The following is a 20,598-nucleotide window of genomic DNA, read 5'->3' as shown; positions in this document are numbered from 1 at the left end:
CTTGAAGCCCCCGCGATGGCGGATTTGAGCGACCGCCCATCGGTCTTCAATCCCATGCGTTGGCTGTTGTCGACCAACCACAAAGACATTGGCACCATGTATCTGGTCTTCGCGATTTTCGCGGGGATTTTTGGTGGCGCGCTGTCCGGCATGATCCGGATGGAATTGATGGAACCTGGCCTGCAATATTTTGGTGTCAATGGCGACCCAACTGCGCAAGGCCCTTGGGGCAATGCCCATAATTACAACGTGGTTGTCACCATGCACGGCCTGATCATGATATTCTTCATGGTTATGCCGGCGATGATTGGTGGTTTTGGCAACTGGTTCGTGCCTTTGCAAATTGGCGCGCCAGACATGGCCTTCCCACGCATGAACAACATCTCCTTCTGGCTGTTGCCATTCTCCTTTGCTCTGGGTGCACTTTCCATGGTTGTCCCCGGTCAAGGTGCAGATCCTGGCTTTGGCGGTGGTTGGGTGCTGTATCCACCGTTGTCGACCTCGGGCCATAATGGTCCGTCGATGGACTTGTTGATCCTGTCGCTTCACATTGCGGGTATCAGCTCGATCTTGGGCGCGATCAACTTCATCACCACCATCTTCAACATGCGCGCTCCTGGCATGACTTTGCACAAGATGCCGCTGTTTGTTTGGTCGGTTCTGGTGACCGTTTGGTTGTTGTTGTTGTCCTTGCCAGTCCTCGCAGGTGCCATCACCATGTTGTTGACCGACCGTAACTTTGGCACGGGCTTCTTTGATCCTGCCCAAGGCGGGGACCCAATCATGTACCAGCACTTATTCTGGTTCTTCGGTCACCCAGAAGTGTACATCCTGATTTTGCCAGGATTTGGCATCATCAGCCACGTCGTCTCCACCTTCTCAAACAAGCCTGTCTTCGGCTATCTCGCAATGGCTTACGCCATGGTGGCTATCGGTTTCATTGGCTTTATCGTGTGGGCGCACCACATGTATACGGTCGGTATGGACGTTGATTTGAAAGCCTATTTCGTGGCCGCAACCATGATTATCGCGGTGCCAACTGGTATCAAGATCTTCTCCTGGATTGCCACCATGTGGGGCGGCTCGATCGACTTCAAGACCCCGATGCTTTGGGCGATTGGCTTCATCTTCTTGTTCACCGTCGGTGGTGTGACTGGGGTTGTTCTGGCCAACGCAGGCGTAGATACCGTCCTGCACGACACCTATTATGTGGTGGCACACTTCCACTACGTGTTGTCCTTGGGTGCGGTGTTTGCGATCTTTGCAGGCTTCTACTACTGGATCCCGAAGATGAGCGGTCTCAAATATTCCGAAGTGCTAGGTAATTTGCACTTCTGGGTGATGTTTATTGGCGTAAACCTAATCTTCTTCCCGCAGCACTTCTTGGGTCTGCAAGGGATGCCACGCCGCTATGTGGACTATCCAGAAGCGTTTGCTTACTTCAACTTAATCTCGTCCTACGGCTATTTCATCACAATTGCCGCTATGGGGATCTTCTTCATCATGCTGTTGGACATGTTCGTCCTGCGTCGTCGTCCTGCGGGTGCAAACCCTTGGGGTCCTGCGGCCACCACATTGGAGTGGACCTTGTCGTCGCCTCCTCCGTTCCACCAATTCTCGGAACTTCCAAAGATTGAGGCCAAGGATCACCACTGATCTGAACCTCGGTACTTAACCGGACTTTACACGCTCCCGAAGGTCCACTTCGGGGGCGTGTTTCGTAGAAAGCCATCATGACCGAAATCCCCGCTCAAAATCTGCCCGGCGAAACTGCTGGTGACGCTCAGCCCAAGCGGCGTATTGCCGATTGGAAGGATTATCTCGACTTGATGAAGCCGCGCGTGATGTCCTTGGTGATTTTCACGGCGGTTGTGGGCTATTTGTGCGCGCCCAGTGACCATAACCCAATCTTGGGCGCTCTTGCGATTTTCGCTATTGCCATGGGGGCCGGGGCGGCAGGCGCGCTCAACATGTGGTACGATGCCGATATTGACGGCCTGATGAAGCGCACGCGCATGCGCCCTGTTCCGGCGGGGCTAGTCCATAAGGAAGAAGCCTTGGCGATGGGCATTGTGATGAGCATTTTGTCGGTCTTGTTGCTGGCATTGACCGCGAAAGACTATCTGGCAGCAAGCCTCTTGGCCTTCACCATCTTCTTCTATGCCGTGGTTTATTCCATGTGGCTCAAACGCTCGACCCCACAGAATATTGTGATTGGCGGGCTTGCTGGCGCTTTGCCGCCGCTGGTGGCTTGGGCGGCTGCAACTGGGGATATGCCTTTGGATGCTTGGCTCTTGGTTGGCATCATCTTCTTATGGACCCCACCACATTCTTGGGCTTTGGCTTTGTACAAAGCGGGCGATTATGCGTCGGCCAATGTGCCAATGATGCCCGTTGCAAAGGGCCCAGCGTCAACCCGCTTACAGATTTTCCTCTATTCAATCGCCTTGGTGATCGTTGGTGTTTTGCCGGTTTGGACAGGGCTAGGCGGACAAATCTATGCGTGGGTATCGGTATCGACCGGCCTTGTTTTCTTGTTGTTGGCTTGGCGTGTCTTCCGCTCTCGCGCTGGCGATGCGGACGGCCGTGAAGAAGGCCGCGCGCTTTACTCCGATAAGCAGATCGACAATCGCCCTGCGCGCGACCTGTTCGCCTTTTCGTTACTTTACTTGACTGCGCTGTTTGCCGCATTGCTAGTTGAACATGGGTTCGGCCTGCATACGCCCCTTTTCGGCTAGGGCTTTGGCCTTAGATTAAGAAAGAGCGGGTTCTGAGACTGAGACAATTTTACACGTTTGCAAGGCGAAGATAATGACCGATAAAGCGCCCCTCGACCCGATCGCTGCCCGCAATCGTCGCAGTTTGGCTATTGCCCTTTGCCTCTTCGGCTTTGTCGCGATTGTGTTTTTGGTGACCATGGTCCGTCTACAGGGCCATGCCCTGAACAAGCCGTTTTAGGAGCAGCCGATGGCAATGACCAAGACATCACGTTTCGGCTTGATCGCAGGCTTGGTGCCTTTGACCATGCTGGGTGCATCTTATGCCGCCGTGCCGCTCTATCAGCTGTTTTGCCAAATCACGGGCTATGGCGGCACCACGCAAGTCGCCACAGAGGCCGCCAGCCAAGTTCTGAGCCGCACCATTCAAGTCCGCTTTGATGCCAATGTTGCCCCCGGCGTCCCTTGGTCGTTTAAGCCCGAGAAGCCAGTGGTTTCGTTAAAGCTCGGCGAAAATGGCTTGGCCTTCTATACCGTCAAAAATGAGTCCAACCGACCCGTTACAGCCGTGGCGACCTACAATGTCACGCCACACAAGGTCGGTCCTTATTTTCAGAAGCTAGAGTGCTTCTGCTTCCAAGATCGCACGCTGCAACCGGGCGAAAGCATGGAATTGCCGGTGATCTTTTATGTCGATCCATCGCTGGCTACCGACCGCAATGTCGATGAAGTCACAGAAGTGACCCTGTCTTACACGTTTTTTGAAGCAGGCGATAAGGCGATTGCGCAAGCGCAAGCCAGTGGGGCCGAGCCCACGGTGTCAACACAGTGAAGGAAGCTGAAGTAAAACGGCTTTCGGTGGTTGCCTCGTTCGACAAGAACGCGCTAAACGACTAGTAGAACTTGGGGATTCCAACGTCTACAGCGTTGGGACATAGTACAGGGCCAAAACATGGGTCACGCCGCCGTAAAACATGACTACCACCTCGTCGATCCCAGCCCTTGGCCGGTTGTATCGTCACTGGCACTTTTCATTCTGGCCATTGGTGCCGTTATCTTCATGAAGGGCTTTGTTGATGATCCTTTGTCGGTCATCCAAGGCTATTTCGCCAATGAAGAGGCAGCTAAAGCCGCTTTGGCTGGCGGCTGGAAAGCCGTTGAAGCAGGTCTTCAGGCCAATGCTGGCTTCCAAGGCCTCGATCCTGCATTGCAGGCCAAAACAATCGCAGACTTCAAGACGTCCCAGCAATGGTATTGGCTCTTGGGCAAAGGCGACCCAATTGTTTTGGTCGGTGGCTTCTTGTTCACCCTTTATTGCATGGCCTCTTGGTGGGGCGATGTGATTAAGGAAAGCCATAAGGGCGATCACACCCCTGTCGTCGGCATTGGCCTGCGTTATGGCATGATCTTGTTCATCGCTTCGGAAGTCATGTTCTTCGTGGCTTGGTTCTGGATGTTCTTTGAAGTCGGCTTGTATGCGGATGAGCGTACGCTCTCCACTATTCCAGAAGTCGCTTCGGCTTGGGCAACTTGGCCGCCAGAAGGGGTTGAAACCCTTGATGCGTTCCACCTGCCACTCATGAACACGCTTGTTCTTTTGCTGTCGGGCACCACGGTCACCTGGGCGCACCATGCGTTACAAGAAGGCAACCGCAAAGGCGCGCAATTGGGCTTGATCATTACGGTTCTGTTGGGCTTGGGCTTCACGGGACTGCAGGTTCTGGAATATGAGCATGCACTGCACGAAAAATATTTCGGCTTTGGTGGTGAAACTGTTGGCGTTTATGGCTCGTCCTTCTTTATGGCGACAGGCTTCCACGGCGCACACGTCATCATCGGCACCATCTTCTTGGCGGTCTGCTTATTCCGCCTGATGGCTGGCCACTTCACCGAAAAGAAGCACTTTGGCTTTGAAGCGGCTGCTTGGTACTGGCACTTCGTGGACGTGGTGTGGCTGTTCTTGTTTGCCTTCATCTACGTAGCCTTCTCGTAAGGTAGCGCTACATCACAGACTGAGTGGGCGGGAGGCAACTCCCGCCCCTTGTCGTTTCAAGCCCTTGTTTCTGCAAAACCTGTCCGCGCGCTGCATCGTTTGTGCTAATGGGAGCGCTCGAACTCTAAAATGGCAGACCAGATCGATTGGACAAACAGCCGATGGCGGTAAATGTGTGGAAAGCAGGGTTGCTCAGCTTGTGCCCTAATTGCGGGCAAGCACCCTTGTTTGACGGCTTGTTGACGATCAAGCCCAGCTGCCAATCCTGCAAAGCCGACTTTTCCATCGAAGATGCCGGTGACGGCCCTGCCGTTTTTGTCATTCTGGTAGCAGGTGCCATTTGCGTGCCCTTTATCCTGATCGCTGAATTAGCCTTTCGCCCGCCGATTTGGCTCCTCATTCTGATCGCTTTGCCGTTCACCGCAGCGGTATGCATCGGCTTGTTGCGCCCCTTCAAGGCCATGATGTTTGCCATGCAATGGCGGTATCGGGCAGGCGAAGGTCAGCAGGCTCGAAAGAATTCCCATGACTAAGCCGCCTCTAGTCGAAACCCCTGAAGGCTGGGTCCCCTCGGGCCTAAAAGTGCGCGGCAAAGCTGGCGCGAAGCCAACGCCTTCCCCTGTCGTGGCCCAACCCGCCGTAAGGCCAACCGCCACACCTAGCATGCCTGTACCGATGCCCGTAGAGTCCGCCGCCGAAGTAACTGAAGCCAAGGCTGCCACAGACTCTCAAGCCAGCTTTCGCCCAATGCCGGTGCTGACCATCCTGTCGATCATCTGCTTAGGCATTTTGTACATGCTGGGTGATTGGCAATGGGCCAAGTATGTTGAGAAGTCGCGCGCGCCCGCAATTAGTGCCGCTACCGCACCCGTTTCCGTTGCAGCGGCCTTACAATCATCCCAGCCTGAATATCGCCCGGTTGAGCTGACTGGCTTGGTTGACCCGCGTAGCGTCAAATTGCGCGCCCTACGCGACGGCATCAGCGGCTATCGCATCTTCACTCCAGTTGTCTTGGAAGATGGTTGGATTTTTGTTGATCGCGGCTTTGTCGCCGAAGCCGATGCTAACAAAGTGCCGGCCTTGTCGGGGCAGGTTAGTTATCGTGGCGTGCTGCGCAAGGGGGCCAAAGCCAATAGCTTTACGCCAGATAATGATCCCATCCTGAAGGATTGGTTCTGGCCAGACTTACCTGCCATGGGGGCCAGTTTGAAACTAACAGGTGGCTCGCCTGCTTATTATGTTGCCCTCAACCTAGTCGACCCGTTGGCGACCGGTCAGACGCAAATCAACCCGTGGGCCGATAGCAAGGGCGCTAATCAAATCCCCCCCGAAAGACACTTAGGCTATGCCTTAACATGGTGGGGGTTTGGCTTCGCGCTCATCGGGGTCTATACGGGCCTGCATATCCGTACCGGCCGACTGCGATTTGGACGCTCCCCCTCCTAAACTTCAACACGATAAAGCAAAATCATGCGCTATATTTCGACCCGTGGCGGGTCCCCTTCGGTTTCCTTCCTTGACGCTCTCTTGACTGGCCTCGCGCCAGATGGCGGCCTCTATGTGCCTGAGAGCTGGCCGCGCTTGAGTGCGGAGCAAATCCGCGCGGCCGCGACCGCACCCTATGCGGACACTGCTGCGGCGGTCCTGTCCTTGTTTGCTGGCAAAGACCTCAGCATGCAGGAAGCCATCGGCCTGACCGAAGAAGCCTATGGCGGCCAGTGGGCCAATCCGGGCATCACGCCGGTGCAGCAAGTTGGGCCGGGGGACTATATTTTGGAATTGTTCCATGGGCCTTCTTTGGCCTTCAAGGACATTGCGATGCAATTGTTGGCCGGGCTTTACAGCCTTGCACTGGAACGCCGCGATGCGCGCTTGGCCATTGTTTGCGCCACCTCGGGTGATACTGGCGGGGCAGCGGTAGAAGCGTTGAAAGAAACGGATCGCGTGGACCTGTTTGTCCTGATGCCCAAGGGCCGGGTTTCAGATGTGCAGCGCCGCTTTATGACTGCTTCGGGCGGCGACAACGTGCACGCACTTAATATCGAGGGTGACTTCGATACGGCGCAAGCCCTTGTGAAAGCAATGTTTGCTGACAAGAATTTTGCCCAAGAAGTCGCGCTTTCGCCGGTTAATTCGATCAACTGGGCCCGCATCATGGCGCAGTCGGTCTATTTTGTTGCGGCTTCTACCGCATTGTCGGCCGCGGGCCCTGTGAACTTCACCGTGCCATCAGGCAATTTCGGCGATGCTTTGGCAGGCTATGTCGCCAAGATGATCGGGGCACCGATTGGCCGCGTCATGATTGCGACCAATGCCAATGACGGGATCGCCCAAGCCTTTGAAACCGGCACCTATGCCAAGTCCCAAGCAAGCCTTGCGACCTTAAGCCCGGCGATGGACATTAGTGTCGCCAGCAATTTTGAGCGCATCATTTTTGAGGCCGTTGGCCGCGATGCTGCCGTTCTGAAAAAGCTCTATGACCAGTTTGGTCAAGGCGGTTCGTTTGATATTCCAGCACCCGCTCTCGCTATGTTGAAGCAGCATTTTGACGCGTTTGGCGTCGACGACCAAGAAACACGTTGGGCCTTGGCCGACTGCTTTGAACAGACCGGCGAAGTTTTGTGCCCCCACACGGCTGTGGGCTGGCGCGCCCGCTTTGGTGAGGATGAGATTAAGGGCGCGCGTGTCCTATTGGCGACCGCCCATCCGGCAAAATTCCCAGAAACGGTTGAGGCCATCTTGGGCCAAGCACCGGGCCTGCCGCGCCATTGCGCCGATCTTCTCGACCGCAAAGAAGTCATGGTGGACATGCCGGCCGATGTCGCTGCCGTCAAAGCCTATATCCGCGCCCATATCGGCACCACAGCATGAGCGCTGCGAGCTTAAAGACCCTCTCCAATGGTGTCCGTCTCTTGATGGACCCGATCCCGGGCCTCGCCAGCACCTGCGTTGGTGTCTGGATCAAGGCAGGCACGCGGTCTGAGATGATGCGTGAAAATGGTATCGCCCATCTTTTAGAGCATTTGGTGTTCAAGGGTGCTGGTGGGCGCGATGCGCGCACCTTGGCGGAAGAAGCCGAAGGCCGTGGGATCTATCTCAATGCTGCAACGGGTTATGAGCGCACAGGCTTTTTCGCCCGCTGCCTTGCCGATGATGCGTCATTTGCGCTCGGTTTGACGACAGACCTCGTGCTGAAGCCCCATCTGCGGGCCGAAGATCTGGCGCTTGAAAAAGGGGTGGTGCTGCAGGAGATCGGTGAAGCCTTTGACGATCCAGAAGATCGCTGTGGGGTGCTCCACCAGTTCGCAGCCTTCCCAGATCATGCTTTGGGTCGCCCCATTTTGGGGGATGAGGCCAGCCTTGCAGGGATTGATCAAGCGGCAATCCATGCTTTCCGTGGCCGCGCCTATGCCCCGTCGACCATGCTGGTCGCCGTGTCAGGGGCCTTGAATGAGGTAGAGATCGAAGATCAAGTTGAACGCGCCTTTGGTGACTTAGCCCCATTTGATCCCGCCGCGACTGAGCCCGCCAAAGTCGGTGGTCGGGCTTTGAGCGAGGTGCGCGATGCAGAACAAGTCCATCTGACCTTCTCCTTACCCGGACCGCGTATGGGCGGCGAAGAGGCGATTGCAGCGCGGGTCATGTGTGAGATTTTGGGCGGTGGCATGGCGTCGCGTTTGTTCCAAGACCTGCGCGAGACCCGGGGCCTCGTCTATTCGGTTGAGGCCTTCTGCGACCTCTATGAGGATTCTGGCCGTATTTGCGTCTCCGTCGGCTGTGGTCCTTCGGACGCTGGCGATGTCGCACGCCGCACGGCAGATCATTTGGTGCAAATGGCCGAGCATGGCCCAACACCCTTAGAACTTAAACGCGCTGTGCGCATTCTCGAAGCCAGCATGATGATGGCCGCTGAAAGCCCCGCCGCCCGCTGTGAAGCTGCCGTCAGCCAGACCCTGCTCTATGGTCGGCCCTTGCCGCTTAAAGACGTTTCAGCAAGGATCAGGCGCGTTGAGGCACAAGCCGTGCAACAGGCGGCCCGTGCGGCTGTTGCTGCTGCTGAACAGGGATTAGCTGCCGCAGCAGCGATTGGACCCGCCTCAGGGCTTGCCGCGGCAGCCCTTTTCAAGGCAAGCTTCGCCTAAACCGCAAAAAAGGACCCAAACGGGGTGTTTCTCAATCTGGTCAACCCAAGCGAAAGCAAATTGCGCCTCGAGGGTGAGGGTGTCTATTTGCGCGAAGCGACCAAGGGCGACTATCAGGCTTGGGCAGATTTGCGGGCGGCGAGCGAGACTTGGCTGGTGCCGTGGGAGCCTGAATGGCGTTTCGATGAATTGTCACGCGCTTGCTATCTGTGGCGTCTGCAAGGCTGGCGGCATGACGTTAAATTGGGCTTGGCTTCGCCGTTCCTTGTGTTTCGGATCAGCGATGATGCGCTGGTCGGGGGTGTGAACATCTCCAACATCCGCCGCGGCGTAGCCCAAGATTGCACGATTGGCTATTGGGTCGGTCAGCCGTTTGCGCGGCAGGGCTTTACCCGTGCTGCCGTCCGCGCCGTAGTCTCCTACGCATTTGGACCGCTCGGTCTACACCGCGTCCAAGCGGCCTGCGTGCCAACAAACTTCCGCTCCCGCGGGCTACTGGAAAGCATCGGCTTTCAAGAAGAGGGACTGGCCAGACAGTATCTAAAGATCAATGGCGAATGGAAGGACCACGTCCTTTATGCCATTTTGGTCAATGAGTTTCATGAAGGCCTGTTGAAGGTTTAGGGCGCTTTGCGCGCCAAAACTCGAGCACGACCTTTGCCAAAACAGAGCCCTTGCACTTGCAAAAAGTAGGAAACTTGCCTACCGTGGTGCCTCCATCGTGGAGCATACGACCGTGTCAAATGTCGAGAAAATCAGCGTTGCGGTAACGGCCGAAATGGCCATCATGCTAAAAGAAGCTGTTAGTTCTGGTGCTTATGCATCGTCGAGTGAATTGATGCGCGAAGCATTGCGCGAATGGCGTGAGCGCAGAGAGTATCGTGCCAAGGCCAGCGAACGGTTGGGTCAACTCTGGGACGTGGGCATTGCGAGCGGCGAGGCCGTGGACGGCCCGGACGCTATGGCCCAAATCCAAGCCAAATTAGCCAAAACGACGGCTAGCAAGACCGCCGCGTGACCTATCGTCTGCTGCCGCAAGCGATAAGCGATATCGACAGCATCGTCCTAACAATAGCCGCTGATAATCCCGTCGCCGCGCAACATTGGTTTGATCGTCTCCACAAGACATTTGCGACCTTAGGGACCATGCCAGAAATGGGGTCGCCACGTTTTGATGTACGACCGGACATGCGCCTGCTACCGATTGGCAGTTACTTGATCTTGTACCGCGCAACGGACTTTGTCGCCGAGATTGTGCGCGTTGTGCATGGCGCACGAGAATGGGAGGATTTGGTTTAGTAACACGCTTCGCGTGGTAGGGTGCGTTCCGCAGGGAATGCACGAGGGTCAAGCAAATCCAGAGATCACTTTAGTCGGATGTCAGTCAAAGCACTTGGAATGGCTCAATGCGTCGCTCCGCTTGCCTTGACGCCGCCCGACAATTCTTATTGCGCAAGTTGTGGAGTCAAGAGGTGAAATCGACTTCGCCGACACGCGAAGCGCGCCTCTTGACGCCATATCTTGCGCGCTCAAACTCGAGAACGGCCTTTGCCTAGGCAGAGCCTGCGGCAAAGGCTGTCTGAGTGGACAAGCACCAAAACGATGTCATCCCGGACGGGGCAGCCGATCCGGGACCTCCTGCCACAAAGTCCCACAAGGTCCCCGCTCTTCGCTTGCGCTCCGGCGGGGATGACATTGTGGGGCAAAACACCCAAACAATGCGCTGCATTCCTAGCGGAATGGCACCCTACGCCCGTCCAGCATTCTGCGAAATCTGCCACGGTTCCAGCCCAAAGCGGCTGATGGCGTCTTCCCATTTGTCGTCCAGATTGGCGGTGGCAAAGACTGCGTCAATATCGCCTTCGGTGACGAGCCAGGCATTGTCCATGATTTCGGCTTCGAGCTGCCCTGCATCCCAGCCCGAATAGCCCAAAGCCAAGGTGGCGCGGCTGGGTTTTACGCCTTGGGCGATGGCTTGCAAGACATCGCGCGTGGCCGTCATGCGCAAGCCACCCATGATGGGGCTGGTGGTCTCGTCACTTGACCAATCATCAGTGTGGAGCACAAAGCCCCGGTCGCGCTGACAGGGCCCGCCATCCAATACCGGGATCGCTGGGACCCTTATGGCACAATCGATACCCAATTGGTCGAGCAAGTCTGGCAGCATCAGGCGCGGCATTGCCCGATTGATCACAATGCCCATGGCGTGGGTTTCATCATGGTCGCACACCAATATCACCGAGCGTTTAAAACGACGGTCTGCCATCGAAGGGGTGGCAATCAGGAAGCGTCCGACCAGCGAGTTTCTCATGAACGTGATCGTGTTGCTAAAATCTCTCGATGTCTAGTCTGAATTTTTAGTTTTGCGTTGTTCGGATGAGCTAAATTGTCGCAACCTGCAGATGGAGCAGGCAAAAGCTGGAAAGTTTGGGTGGATAAATTACGCCCAGATTTGAGCATGGTCATATCTTTGAATCACGAAGGGGATAGCTTATCTAGAATGTATGCGGCTAGCCCTGACGCCCTTTGGCAGAAGGATGGTTTAGCCGCCATGATGGAGAACGACAGATGACAATCAAAGTAGGCGACAGCCTTCCCGAAGCAACCTTCATGGTCCCTACGGCTGATGGTCCAGCGCCACGCACCACGGCAGACATTTTCGGCGGCAAAAAGGTCGCTTTGTTCGCCGTCCCCGGAGCTTATACGCCAACCTGCTCGGCCAAGCATTTGCCTTCCTATAAGGAAAAGGCCGCTGAATTGGCCGCTAAGGGTGTTGACGCGATTGCTTGTTTGTCGGTGAACGATGTGTTCGTCATGGGCGCTTGGGCAAAGGATCAAGGCGTCAGCGACGAAATCACCATGCTGGCCGATGGCAGCGGCAGTTTCGCGAAGGCGATCGGCCTTGAGATGGATGCGTCGAAGTTTGGCATGGGCGTGCGCTCACAGCGCTTCTCGCTGGTCGCCGACAATGGCGTCGTGACACATTTGTTCGTGGAAGCGCCTGCAGAATATAAGGTTTCTGGCGCTGAATATATGCTGGAGCATATGTAAGCTTCGCCCTGATCGCTGCGGCGATTAGGACCAGTGAATTGGCCCCGCCTTCGTAGAGCACGAAGGCGGGGTTTTTCGTTTTAGGAGGCAGGCGTCCAAGTTTGGCCAACACAGATCGGGCCAACGCAGCCTTTGACTTCTAGTTTGCCATCGCGCTTTCGGCGAAATTCGCTGCGATAAACCTTGCCCTCGGTCGGATCATAAATCTGCCCGCCCGTGAACTTCCCATCGGGCTGAGCGGTGAACCCGGTCAAAATCGCCATGCCGACAATCGAGCGCGTCCGCAACTTTGGGTCAGGATTTTTAGCGTCGGTGGTGGCGGCGTTTTTGTCAGCCTTTGGGCCAGGGCCAACAATGCGGCCGCACGTCTGTTTGCCACAAGCTTCAATGCGGATGATCCCGCTGCCATTGGCGGTCAACCAGCGGGTGCCATGTAACTCGCTGGCGAAGCTGGGGGTGGCGACCATGAAGGCCAGTAGGGCGGGAGCAATCAGCTGGGTCGAAAACTTCATGAGTCTAAGCCTATCATAGCGGGAGGATCGTGGCAGATAATCTGCCTCTAGCTGTCCTCAAAAAGCAGTTCAAGCCCAATTGAGACAGGTTGGCGAAATTCGCCTTTCCCGCGATGGGCTGCGGGCTTGATGATTCGGGTTTGAAGCCCCATTGTCGCATTCAATGTCCCGCTTTGACCGCCCCTTTATAGACGAAGTGCTGACGCGCGCCTCCATATTGGATGTGGTCGGTCGCAAAGTGACGTGGGATAAGCGCAAGTCTAATCTCGCACGCGGCGATATGTGGGCCTGCTGTCCCTTCCATAATGAGGCGACGCCCAGCTTTCATGCCTTAGATTCCAAAGGCACCTATCATTGCTTTGGCTGTGGCCAGCACGGCAATGCGCTCGACTTTATTATGGCGACAGAAAATGTGCCGTTCCCCGAGGCGGTGGAACGTTTGGCGCGGGATCTGGGCATCCCGCTGCCTGCGCGTGATCCAGAAGCCGTCACCAAGGATGACCAAGCCAAGCGCTTAACGACGGCACTTGATGCTGCGCGCGCAGCTTTTGCCCAAGCTCTGCGCAGCCCGGAAGGGACCAAAGCGCGGGCCTATCTGACCAAGCGTGGCTTGAATGAAGCCGACTGGGACCGCTTTGGCCTAGGCTTCAGCCCAAATAGCCGGACGTGGTTAAAGGATCGGTTGACCCAAGGTGGGCATCAATTGGCCGATCTGGTGGAAGCGGGCCTATTGAAACTGCCTGATGATGGTGGTGCGCCGTTTGATTTTTACCGGGGTCGGGTGATGTTCACCATCGCCGATACGCGCGACCGCACCGTCTCCTTCGGCGCACGCACGCTCGACCCGGATGGCCAGCCCAAATACCTCAATGGTCCCGATAGCCCGGTCTTTAACAAAAGCGGAAACCTCTACCGCTATGCGCAGGCGCGGGCGGCAGCCAAGGATAAGCCTATTCTGGTGGCTGAAGGCTATATGGATGTCATCGCGTTAGAGCGCGCTGGCTTTGCCGCTGTGGCCCCCTTGGGGACAGCCCTTACGGAAGATCAATTGGGCCTGATCTGGAAAGCGTCGAAGCGGCCTATTATGTGCTTTGATGGCGATAAGGCGGGCCTGAAAGCAGCCGAACGCGCCTTAGATCGCGCTTTGCCACTGGTATCGGCTGACAAAACCCTCGCCTTCGGCTTTTTGCCCGAAGGCCAAGACCCAGATGATATGATCAAGGCCAAAGGCGCGGCTGGCATTGAGGGGGTTCTGGAGAGCGCTTTGGCGCTCGGCAGCTTCTTATTCCAGCGCGAACAAGAGCGTGAACCCTTGGTGACGGCAGAAGCCCGCGCGGGCCTGCGCAAGCGCCTGCGCCAGCTGACAGGCCAGGTCACAGACCCTGATTTACAGCGCGAACTCAACGAGGACATGCGTCGCAGTCTCGACACCTTGTTTGCCCCCGCTGCCCGGCCAGCCTTTGTGCCCAAGGCCCGCGGTAAGGGCGGCGACGCCGGCCCTATTGGCAGCGCGACGGCGGAATTACGCTTAAAAATCAAAGCAGGAACGGTTCGGCCGAAGCGGACTTTGGTAGACCTCGTCACCGCCCCCTTGCTGCGTTCTGAACTTCTAGAGGGCCACGAGGAGGCGTTTGCAGGCCTTGTGCTGGATCATCAAGGCCTGAATTTACTGCGTCACGGCCTTTTAGACCTGCATCATGCGGGAACGACTATTGATTTTGACAGCGTTCGTCTCCATCTGAACCAATTAGGTCAAAGCGAAGCCGTACGCGTTCTCGATGAAGCGCGGCGGTCGCCGGTCAACCCTCATGCGCGGCCCGAGCTGAGTGTGGAGGAGGCCAAGCGCGCTTGGCTGATCGCGCTTCAACGTTTGGAGACCCACCGGGCTCTGGCGTCGGACGCGGCCGAGGCCGTATCTGCGGCAGGCAGTGGCGATGAAGCAGCGTTTGAGCGGCTGAAGCGTCTGGTTGGCGAGCGCCGTGCGCTGCGGGCCGACGAGACCAGCTCTGCTGGGGCATCCATCGTCGGGGGAGAGGGTTTCTCTCTACCGGCAGAAGATTAGAAAGTCGGCGCGTGCTTCAATCAGCACGGGCGGGCTGTGCCGTTGTTTCTAGCGGCAGACAGGACAGGCACCACTAGCTGACCTTTTAAAAAAGTTCAGCTATAGGGGCAGAGAATTCGGGTCCGTGGCAGATTGTCTTACCAAGACAGTTTGGCAGGGATTTATCCTAGCAATCCGGTGCGCTGTGTGACGACATGGCGGAACCAAGAGGCGGCACATTCATGGTAGAAAAAGTTGAAGAAGCGCAATCCGCAGAGACGCCTGATGCGCCACTTCTGGACTTGAACAATGCCTCGGTGAAGAAATTCATCAAGGCAGGGAAAGTACGCGGCTGGGTCACGGTCGACGAACTCAACAAAATTCTACCGTCGGAAGATTTCACGTCTGAGCAAATTGAAGACGTCATGGCTCAATTGAGCGAAATGGGCGTCAATCTGATTGAAGCTGAAGAAGATGGACAAGAAGAAGGTGGCGAAGTCGCTACCGTCTCGTCGTCGAGCTCTGCGGTCGTCATCCAAACCGGCAATACCAAAGAAGGCCAAGACCGCACCGACGATCCCGTCCGCATGTATTTGCGTGAGATGGGCGCGGTAGAGCTTTTGTCGCGCGAAGGCGAAATCGCGATTGCAAAGCGCATTGAGGCGGGTCGCGACGCAATGATCCGCGGTTTGTGCGAAAGCCCGCTGACGTTTGAAGCCATCATGGTTTGGCGCGACGAATTGCAGACTGGCCGCGTCCTCTTGCGCGAAATCATCGACCTTGAAGCGACTTATGGGGCAGAAAATGCACCTCCCGTGGTCGAAGAAGAGGAAGAGGAGGAAGAAGAAGTCCTCGCCAGCAACGATGATGAAGATGATGAAGAAGGGGCTCGCGCTGCGCGTGCGGCCCGCGCCGAAGCGGAAGAAGATGAGGGTGCAGCTCTTTCCATGTCAGCCATGGAAGGCGAGCTTCGCGACGGTATCATGGGCATCCTTGATACGGTGGCTGCCCATTTTGACGCCTTCCGCACCCTAAAGGATCGCTCGCTCGACGCCCGTATTCGCGGTGTGTCGATCACTGATGATGATATGGCCGCGATGGATGCGCTGCAAAACAGCATCATCGACGAGCTGAAGAGCCTGAAGCTGAATAATGCTCGGATCGAGGCTCTCGTTGAACAGCTCTATACCATCAACAAGCGCTCCATCGGGTTGGAAGGCAAGTTGATGCGTCTGGCCGAAACCTGTGGCATTGGCCGTCCTGATTTCGCCAAGGCCTATCAAGGCCACGAAATGGACCCAAACTGGCTCGACACCGTCAAGGATAAGACCAAGTCTTGGACCCGCTTTGCTGGTGACCAACGCGACCGTGCTGACGAAATCCGTCAGGAAATTTTCACCCTCGCTCAAGAAACCGGCGTGCCGATCGACGAGTTCCGTCGCATCGTGCAAACCGTGCAAAAGGGTGAGCGCGAAGCCCGACAAGCCAAGAAAGAAATGGTGGAGGCCAACCTTCGCTTGGTGATCTCGATTGCGAAGAAATACACCAATCGCGGCCTGCAATTCCTCGACCTCATTCAAGAGGGCAATATTGGCCTGATGAAGGCAGTCGATAAGTTTGAATATCGTCGCGGCTATAAGTTCTCCACCTATGCAACTTGGTGGATCCGTCAGGCGATTACGCGCTCCATCGCCGACCAAGCGCGCACCATTCGTATTCCGGTCCACATGATCGAGACGATCAACAAGTTGGTGCGCACCTCGCGCCAGATGCTGCACGAGATCGGTCGCGAACCAACGCCAGAGGAATTGGCCGAAAAGCTCGGCCTGCCGTTGGAAAAAGTCCGCAAAGTCATGAAGATCGCCAAAGAGCCGATCAGTCTTGAAACCCCAATCGGGGACGAGGAAGACAGCCATCTGGGCGATTTCATCGAAGACAAGAATGCGATCCTGCCAGTTGAAGCCGCCATTCAGTCGAACCTGCGCGAAACCACCACGCGGGTTCTGGCCAGTCTGACGCCACGCGAAGAACGCGTCTTGCGCATGCGCTTTGGCATCGGCATGAACACCGACCACACGCTGGAAGAAGTCGGCCAGCAGTTCAGCGTGACCCGCGAACGCATCCGCCAAATCGAAGCCAAAGCCCTCCGCAAGCTGAAGCACCCATCTCGGTCGCGTAAGTTGCGCAGCTTCTTGGATAATTAAAGCCAAGGAAATTGTCATCCCGGACGGCGTCAGCCAATCGGGGATCTCGTGCCGCAAAGTCCAATGAGGTCCCCGCTCTGCGCTTCGCTTCGGCGGGAATGTTGGAGCGCGCAGCACGAGCTGCGCATCTGGACGCGCTGCCATGCGCACCTAGTGGTGCGCGGTCCTTTGGGGCACAGATAAAAACTTATCCCCCTCCCACCAAACCCCGCATAACCTAAGCCCATCTCCGACGAGAGGGCGTTGTTGCTGCAGCGGCGACACCGGTTGGGGATGGGTAAGCGGGGTTAATCGGGGCAGACGTGGCTGCCTCGTGTTTTCATGAGGATTAGCTCGTCCTCATGCCCGGTGTGCTCAAGACCGACTGCCGTGTGAAGCCGGAGGTCAAGTCTTTCAATAGGCTTGAATCAAAACTCGCGGGATCTCCTTGAATGAGTTCCAAACCCACTCTTTAAAAGGTCTTCATGTACAGGCGGGGGAAATGTCACCACCGAGGAGGGCTCATGATCCTCCCTTGGGCACACAGCCTTATTTCAGCCGGGGCGCATGGTTTGCGTCGTATTCCGGGCCAGTCCGTTAATCTGGCCCACCTCATCTGGCGCAACCCACGCGCCCCGGCCCCTCTACAGGTGCACCCCCGGTGGTTTTCCGCGCGGGGCTATGGGTGCGGGCGGGGAAGCCCCATCACAGTCACGTCAACGTAATCCTAGGATTTGCATGATAGCGGTCTCGTCAAATTCAGCACGCGTTCTTTTTTGAAAGACTGAGTCTCCCGTGAAAGTCACCACGATCTCTGCTGACGCCCTGACCGAAGGTCAGATTGACCGTTGGGCTGCGCTGCAGCGCGCGACGCCAGAGTTTGGTTCGCCCTTGGTTGGGCCTTATTTTGCGCAATTGGTTCAGCGCCATCGCGGCGATGTGCATGTGGTAATTGCCACCGAGGCAGGGCATGACGTGGCATTCTTTGCGTTTCATAAGGCCAGCCACGGCCATGCACGCCCTGTTGGTGCACCGTTCTCGGACTATCAAGCCATCGTAAGTGAACCTGGTCTCAAGTGCGACGGCACAGCGTTTTTGGCCGAAGCTGGTATTGAGCGTATGGCTGTCTCGGGCCTAATAGATCCGTATGGCTGGTTTCAAAGCGTCCAGTTAGAGCCGACCTTGGGCTATCGTCTCAGTGTGAAAGATGGTGGGGCGGTCAAGTTGGAGAGTCTGCGGCAGGCCAATCCAAAATGGGCGAAAAATTTACGGCGTTTGACCAATAAGATGGACCGGGAATTGGGCCCAATCCGCTTTATAACCGGCGATCAAAACCCTTCGGCACTAGAGGTCGTTCTGCAGCTTAAAATAGATCAGTATCATGAGTCCGGTCTAACCGATGTCCTGCGCCCCTACTGGGTGAAAGCGATGATGCAGGATTTGTTTAGCCGCACCAACCCAGAGTTTGGTGGCTGTTTGATTACGCTGTACGCTGGCGATTACCTGGTTTCCGGGCAATTTGGCGTGCGTCAAGGCGGGTGGTTTCATCCTTGGATCGCCTCTACCTGCCCAAAGGCACACCCCTTTTCGCCGGGGATTGTCTTCTTAGCCCAGATGGTCCGCCATGCCGAAGATATTGGCATTGAAACCATTGATTTGGCGCAAGGGCACAGCCATTATAAATCGCAGTTTGCACGCAATCCAGTAACTGTTCAGGCTGGCCAAGTCGGGCGACTGGCGACCGCTGTCTCAACGGCCCAGACAGGTCCAATCGGCTTGATCCAAAAACGACTAGACTTGATTGCAAGCGTGGAGCCTGACTTGGCAGGGCGTTTGCATGCGGGTTGGGCTGCAGTAACCTCTGCACCGCGTCGCCTCATCGCGCGCGGTAAAGCGCAAACAGTTGATAGAGTGTCTTCCCATGACTAAACCAGCTTCGATCGTTTCTTGGCCAGCTGATGTGTCTCAGCGCTTTGGTCGTGAGACCATTGTGGCACAGCATGACTTGCACACACGGCCGATGTTTTCAGACGCAGGCCTAGCGGCACTCTTGGACTCTTATCCGCGCCACAAGTTGGGCGTCTTTACCATGGGCCATGATCCGGTGGATTGGCAGTCCTGGCGCATCGGCAAGGCCGGGGATATGAGCGGTGCTGAGCTGATGCAGGCCGTTGAAGACGGTCGGATTTGGCTGAACTTGCGCGCCGCCAATGCCCATCTGCCTGAGTATGCTGCGTTGTGCGACGACATTTTCCGCGACAAGGAAGCCAATGTTTCCGGCCTAAAGACGATGAAGCGCGACCTCGGTGTGCTGATTTCATCGCCGAATGCACAGGTCTTTTATCATCTGGATTCGCCTTTGGTTTCGCTCTGGCAAGTTCGCGGCACCAAGCATGTGCGCGTCTATCCCGCCAAGGCCCCGTTTGCACGCCCTGAACAGATTGAAGCCGTCGTGTTGCGCGAAACAGATGAGCAAATTCCGTTTGAACTCGCTTGGGACCAAGAGGCACAAGATGTGACGCTGGAACCTGGCATGATGGTGACGTGGGCGCAAAATGCCCCCCATCGCATCGTCAATGGGCCGATGGTCAATGTCTCGCTGTCGGTTGAGTTCATGACGCCAGCGGCTCTTCTGCGGGCTAACGTCATTTACGCCAATGGCGTGCTGCGCCGCCGTCTCAACATGGCACCAGAGATCCAAGCAGGTCTTGACCCGCGTGCACTAGGCAAGCTTGCACTGGCGCGGGCTTTTAAGGCCATCCAGATCCAAAAAGCGCATGAGCATGAACTCACGCCCAGCTTTGACCTTCGCGAAGCAATTCCCGGTGTCCGTGAAAAAATTGACGCTTAAAGTCCGTCAGGTGGTCAGGAAGCGGTAGGCCCCCTCAAACTCGCTTGCCCAAAAGGCTTCAGTGTGGGTCCCATCATCGACAATGCGCGAGCGAACGTCCCGTTCAGGCTTATAGCCGACTCCAATGAGCGCCTCGACCATAGCGGGCTGATCCTTGGCGAAAATGCCTTTGGGTTCGTTGCCTACCCGCTCGTCCCGGCCACTGACCAGAAAGACACGGGCACCGCGCCGATAGGGTCTTCTTGTGCGCGCGAGTTGGTCCAAACGGGGATTAAGCCAGAGGGGCGTGGAGAAGGCACCGACGCGTCCGAAGATATCTGGCCGCATGATACCGGCATAGAGCGCAAGAGTAGCACCCGAACTTGCGCCCATAATGAGTGTCTGGACGCGATCACTTTTGGTCCGAAAGCGGCGATCAATTAGGGGCTTAAGGGTATCGGTTAGAAAGCGTACATAGGCATTGGCTTGGCCGGGTGTTCCAGACCACGGCAACACAGGATGATATTCTGCCGTGCGGCTTTCACCACCATTGTCGATCCCCACCACAATCGCGCCGGGATCCCCTGCCGCAGCGAGCCGATCAAGCGTCTCATCGACTTGCCATTCTCCGGCATAGGAAGTCGCGCGATCAAACAGGTTCTGGCCATCCTGCATATAGATCACCGGATAGCGTCGGCGTGAGCTTTGATAATCCGGCGGCAAATAAAGCCAGATCCGCCGGGTGCGCCCCAAGCTGGGCATGGCCATAGCCTCATCTAAGATTGTTACCGTGGCGCCGCGAGAGCTATTTTTAGCTTGCCCAAGTGCAATCGATGGCATGGCGACTAAGGCTGTAAGACCACCTCCGATAAACTTCCGTCTACGAAGCTTATCAACGTAAGTTGATCCACACGTTCTGTGTTTCATTTGTTAGATCGCCATTCCTGTGCTAGTTACTCGCCTGATCGACGAAACTGGTACTGCCGTCGCATGGTCTTTTTTGCCCGCTTTTGCAAGATAGACCCTGCCAGCTTCCATTCTTCTAAGACGCCGAATGCTGTGCCGGATATCGCACGGTTACTGTGGCTGTAAGCATGCGAAGCGGCCAAACTATGAGAAAGGGTCCCAC

20 protein-coding genes are annotated in these 20,598 nt (G+C 56.3%); 17 read left to right on the top strand and 3 right to left on the bottom strand.

The features are described 5' to 3' along the window. The first annotated feature begins 15 nt into the window (after nt 1–15). The 12 genes from ctaD (at nt 16) to ACIQ20_RS04235 (ending at nt 10,151) form a co-directional block, all read left to right on the top strand. A complete protein-coding gene (ctaD, locus tag ACIQ20_RS04290) occupies nt 16–1,656 on the top strand; it encodes a cytochrome c oxidase subunit I (RefSeq protein ID WP_395777778.1) in 1,641 nt (546 codons plus the stop codon). A gap of 77 nt (nt 1,657–1,733) precedes the next feature. Beyond that, a complete protein-coding gene (locus tag ACIQ20_RS04285) occupies nt 1,734–2,738 on the top strand; it encodes a heme o synthase (RefSeq protein ID WP_395777697.1) in 1,005 nt (334 codons plus the stop codon). Between the two features lie 73 nt (nt 2,739–2,811). Further along, nucleotides 2,812–2,958 (top strand): hypothetical protein, encoded by a 147-nt coding sequence (locus tag ACIQ20_RS04280; protein WP_298231123.1) that lies wholly within the window; start codon nt 2,812–2,814, stop codon nt 2,956–2,958. Nucleotides 2,959–2,967: 9 nt separating this feature from the next. After that, on the top strand, nt 2,968–3,549 hold the full coding sequence (locus ACIQ20_RS04275) for a cytochrome c oxidase assembly protein (protein WP_395777695.1): 582 nt from the start codon (nt 2,968–2,970) through the stop codon (nt 3,547–3,549). A gap of 120 nt (nt 3,550–3,669) precedes the next feature. Beyond that, nucleotides 3,670–4,710 (top strand): cytochrome c oxidase subunit 3, encoded by a 1,041-nt coding sequence (locus tag ACIQ20_RS04270; RefSeq protein ID WP_395777693.1) that lies wholly within the window; start codon nt 3,670–3,672, stop codon nt 4,708–4,710. A 161-nt stretch (nt 4,711–4,871) separates the two neighbouring features. After that, entirely contained in the window at nt 4,872–5,243 is a 372-nt protein-coding gene (locus tag ACIQ20_RS04265) for a DUF983 domain-containing protein (protein ID WP_395777691.1), read from the top strand. Continuing rightward, a complete protein-coding gene (locus ACIQ20_RS04260) occupies nt 5,236–6,156 on the top strand; it encodes an SURF1 family cytochrome oxidase biogenesis protein (protein WP_395777689.1) in 921 nt (306 codons plus the stop codon). Before ACIQ20_RS04265 ends, ACIQ20_RS04260 begins: the two co-directional genes overlap by 8 nt. Before the next feature lie 24 nt (nt 6,157–6,180). Next, complete coding sequence (thrC, locus tag ACIQ20_RS04255) at nt 6,181–7,581, top strand: threonine synthase (protein ID WP_395777687.1); 1,401 nt, start codon at nt 6,181–6,183, stop codon at nt 7,579–7,581. After that, nucleotides 7,578–8,852 (top strand): M16 family metallopeptidase, encoded by a 1,275-nt coding sequence (locus ACIQ20_RS04250; protein WP_395777685.1) that lies wholly within the window; start codon nt 7,578–7,580, stop codon nt 8,850–8,852. Before thrC ends, ACIQ20_RS04250 begins: the two co-directional genes overlap by 4 nt. Before the next feature lie 24 nt (nt 8,853–8,876). Further along, nucleotides 8,877–9,476 (top strand): GNAT family N-acetyltransferase, encoded by a 600-nt coding sequence (locus ACIQ20_RS04245; protein WP_395777683.1) that lies wholly within the window; start codon nt 8,877–8,879, stop codon nt 9,474–9,476. Nucleotides 9,477–9,588: 112 nt separating this feature from the next. Beyond that, the gene (locus ACIQ20_RS04240) at nt 9,589–9,870 is read left to right on the top strand and encodes a type II toxin-antitoxin system ParD family antitoxin (RefSeq protein ID WP_395777681.1); all 282 of its coding nucleotides are present in this window, start codon (nt 9,589–9,591) and stop codon (nt 9,868–9,870) included. Then, nucleotides 9,867–10,151 carry a type II toxin-antitoxin system RelE/ParE family toxin gene (locus ACIQ20_RS04235; protein ID WP_395777679.1) on the top strand — a complete coding sequence of 95 codons (285 nt, stop codon included), beginning with the start codon at nt 9,867–9,869 and terminating at the stop codon, nt 10,149–10,151. Before ACIQ20_RS04240 ends, ACIQ20_RS04235 begins: the two co-directional genes overlap by 4 nt. Before the next feature lie 448 nt (nt 10,152–10,599). Here ACIQ20_RS04235 and ACIQ20_RS04230 read toward each other — a convergent pair whose 3' ends face one another. Then, nucleotides 10,600–11,163: a YqgE/AlgH family protein gene (locus ACIQ20_RS04230; RefSeq protein ID WP_395777677.1), complete on the bottom strand. Its 564-nt coding sequence runs from the start codon at nt 11,161–11,163 to the stop codon at nt 10,600–10,602. Nucleotides 11,164–11,420: 257 nt separating this feature from the next. On the opposite strand from ACIQ20_RS04230, the gene ACIQ20_RS04225 reads away from it, so the two are divergent. Continuing rightward, complete coding sequence (locus tag ACIQ20_RS04225) at nt 11,421–11,903, top strand: peroxiredoxin (RefSeq protein WP_395777675.1); 483 nt, start codon at nt 11,421–11,423, stop codon at nt 11,901–11,903. Between the two features lie 80 nt (nt 11,904–11,983). On the opposite strand, the gene ACIQ20_RS04220 is transcribed toward ACIQ20_RS04225, so the two are convergent. Continuing rightward, nucleotides 11,984–12,415 carry a DUF2147 domain-containing protein gene (locus ACIQ20_RS04220; RefSeq protein WP_395777673.1) on the bottom strand — a complete coding sequence of 144 codons (432 nt, stop codon included), beginning with the start codon at nt 12,413–12,415 and terminating at the stop codon, nt 11,984–11,986. Nucleotides 12,416–12,578: 163 nt separating this feature from the next. Between ACIQ20_RS04220 and dnaG the strand changes: the two genes are divergently transcribed. The 4 genes from dnaG (at nt 12,579) to ACIQ20_RS04200 (ending at nt 19,490) form a co-directional block, all read left to right on the top strand. Continuing rightward, the gene (dnaG, locus tag ACIQ20_RS04215) at nt 12,579–14,477 is read left to right on the top strand and encodes a DNA primase (protein WP_395777671.1); all 1,899 of its coding nucleotides are present in this window, start codon (nt 12,579–12,581) and stop codon (nt 14,475–14,477) included. 221 nt (nt 14,478–14,698) lie between these two features. Next, nucleotides 14,699–16,660, top strand: a complete 1,962-nt coding sequence (rpoD, locus tag ACIQ20_RS04210; protein WP_395777669.1) for an RNA polymerase sigma factor RpoD — start codon at nt 14,699–14,701, stop codon at nt 16,658–16,660. Nucleotides 16,661–17,434: 774 nt separating this feature from the next. Further along, a complete protein-coding gene (locus tag ACIQ20_RS04205; RefSeq protein ID WP_395777667.1) occupies nt 17,435–18,568 on the top strand; it encodes a GNAT family N-acetyltransferase in 1,134 nt (377 codons plus the stop codon). Beyond that, nucleotides 18,561–19,490, top strand: a complete 930-nt coding sequence (locus ACIQ20_RS04200) for a hypothetical protein (protein WP_395777665.1) — start codon at nt 18,561–18,563, stop codon at nt 19,488–19,490. The genes ACIQ20_RS04205 and ACIQ20_RS04200 overlap by 8 nt, the downstream gene beginning before the upstream one ends. Before the next feature lie 6 nt (nt 19,491–19,496). Here ACIQ20_RS04200 and ACIQ20_RS04195 read toward each other — a convergent pair whose 3' ends face one another. Continuing rightward, nucleotides 19,497–20,237, bottom strand: coding sequence for an alpha/beta hydrolase (locus ACIQ20_RS04195; protein ID WP_395777663.1), 741 nt, complete (start codon nt 20,235–20,237; stop codon nt 19,497–19,499). Nucleotides 20,238–20,598 lie beyond the last annotated feature (361 nt).

The organism is Aquidulcibacter sp. (assembly GCF_044346625.1).
Taxonomy (GTDB): Bacteria; Pseudomonadota; Alphaproteobacteria; order Caulobacterales; family Aquidulcibacteraceae; genus Aquidulcibacter.
This window is presented reverse-complemented; position numbering and strand designations above follow the sequence as displayed.

Excerpts from the sequence above, each read along its gene's own strand:
- ACIQ20_RS04230 (WP_395777677.1), bottom strand. The coding sequence starts at position 11,163 with ATGAGAAACTCGCTGGTCGGACGCTTCCTGATTGCCACCCCTTCGATG.
- rpoD (WP_395777669.1), top strand. The coding sequence starts at position 14,699 with ATGGTAGAAAAAGTTGAAGAAGCGCAATCCGCAGAGACGCCTGATGCG.
- ACIQ20_RS04195 (WP_395777663.1), bottom strand. The coding sequence starts at position 20,237 with ATGGCCATGCCCAGCTTGGGGCGCACCCGGCGGATCTGGCTTTATTTG.
- ACIQ20_RS04275 (WP_395777695.1), top strand. The coding sequence starts at position 2,968 with ATGGCAATGACCAAGACATCACGTTTCGGCTTGATCGCAGGCTTGGTG.
- ACIQ20_RS04285 (WP_395777697.1), top strand. The coding sequence starts at position 1,734 with ATGACCGAAATCCCCGCTCAAAATCTGCCCGGCGAAACTGCTGGTGAC.
- ACIQ20_RS04250 (WP_395777685.1), top strand. The coding sequence starts at position 7,578 with ATGAGCGCTGCGAGCTTAAAGACCCTCTCCAATGGTGTCCGTCTCTTG.
- dnaG (WP_395777671.1), top strand. The coding sequence starts at position 12,579 with ATGTCCCGCTTTGACCGCCCCTTTATAGACGAAGTGCTGACGCGCGCC.
- ACIQ20_RS04270 (WP_395777693.1), top strand. The coding sequence starts at position 3,670 with ATGGGTCACGCCGCCGTAAAACATGACTACCACCTCGTCGATCCCAGC.
- ACIQ20_RS04265 (WP_395777691.1), top strand. The coding sequence starts at position 4,872 with ATGGCGGTAAATGTGTGGAAAGCAGGGTTGCTCAGCTTGTGCCCTAAT.
- ctaD (WP_395777778.1), top strand. The coding sequence starts at position 16 with ATGGCGGATTTGAGCGACCGCCCATCGGTCTTCAATCCCATGCGTTGG.
- ACIQ20_RS04200 (WP_395777665.1), top strand. The coding sequence starts at position 18,561 with ATGACTAAACCAGCTTCGATCGTTTCTTGGCCAGCTGATGTGTCTCAG.
- ACIQ20_RS04260 (WP_395777689.1), top strand. The coding sequence starts at position 5,236 with ATGACTAAGCCGCCTCTAGTCGAAACCCCTGAAGGCTGGGTCCCCTCG.
- ACIQ20_RS04225 (WP_395777675.1), top strand. The coding sequence starts at position 11,421 with ATGACAATCAAAGTAGGCGACAGCCTTCCCGAAGCAACCTTCATGGTC.
- thrC (WP_395777687.1), top strand. The coding sequence starts at position 6,181 with ATGCGCTATATTTCGACCCGTGGCGGGTCCCCTTCGGTTTCCTTCCTT.
- ACIQ20_RS04220 (WP_395777673.1), bottom strand. The coding sequence starts at position 12,415 with ATGAAGTTTTCGACCCAGCTGATTGCTCCCGCCCTACTGGCCTTCATG.
- ACIQ20_RS04280 (WP_298231123.1), top strand. The coding sequence starts at position 2,812 with ATGACCGATAAAGCGCCCCTCGACCCGATCGCTGCCCGCAATCGTCGC.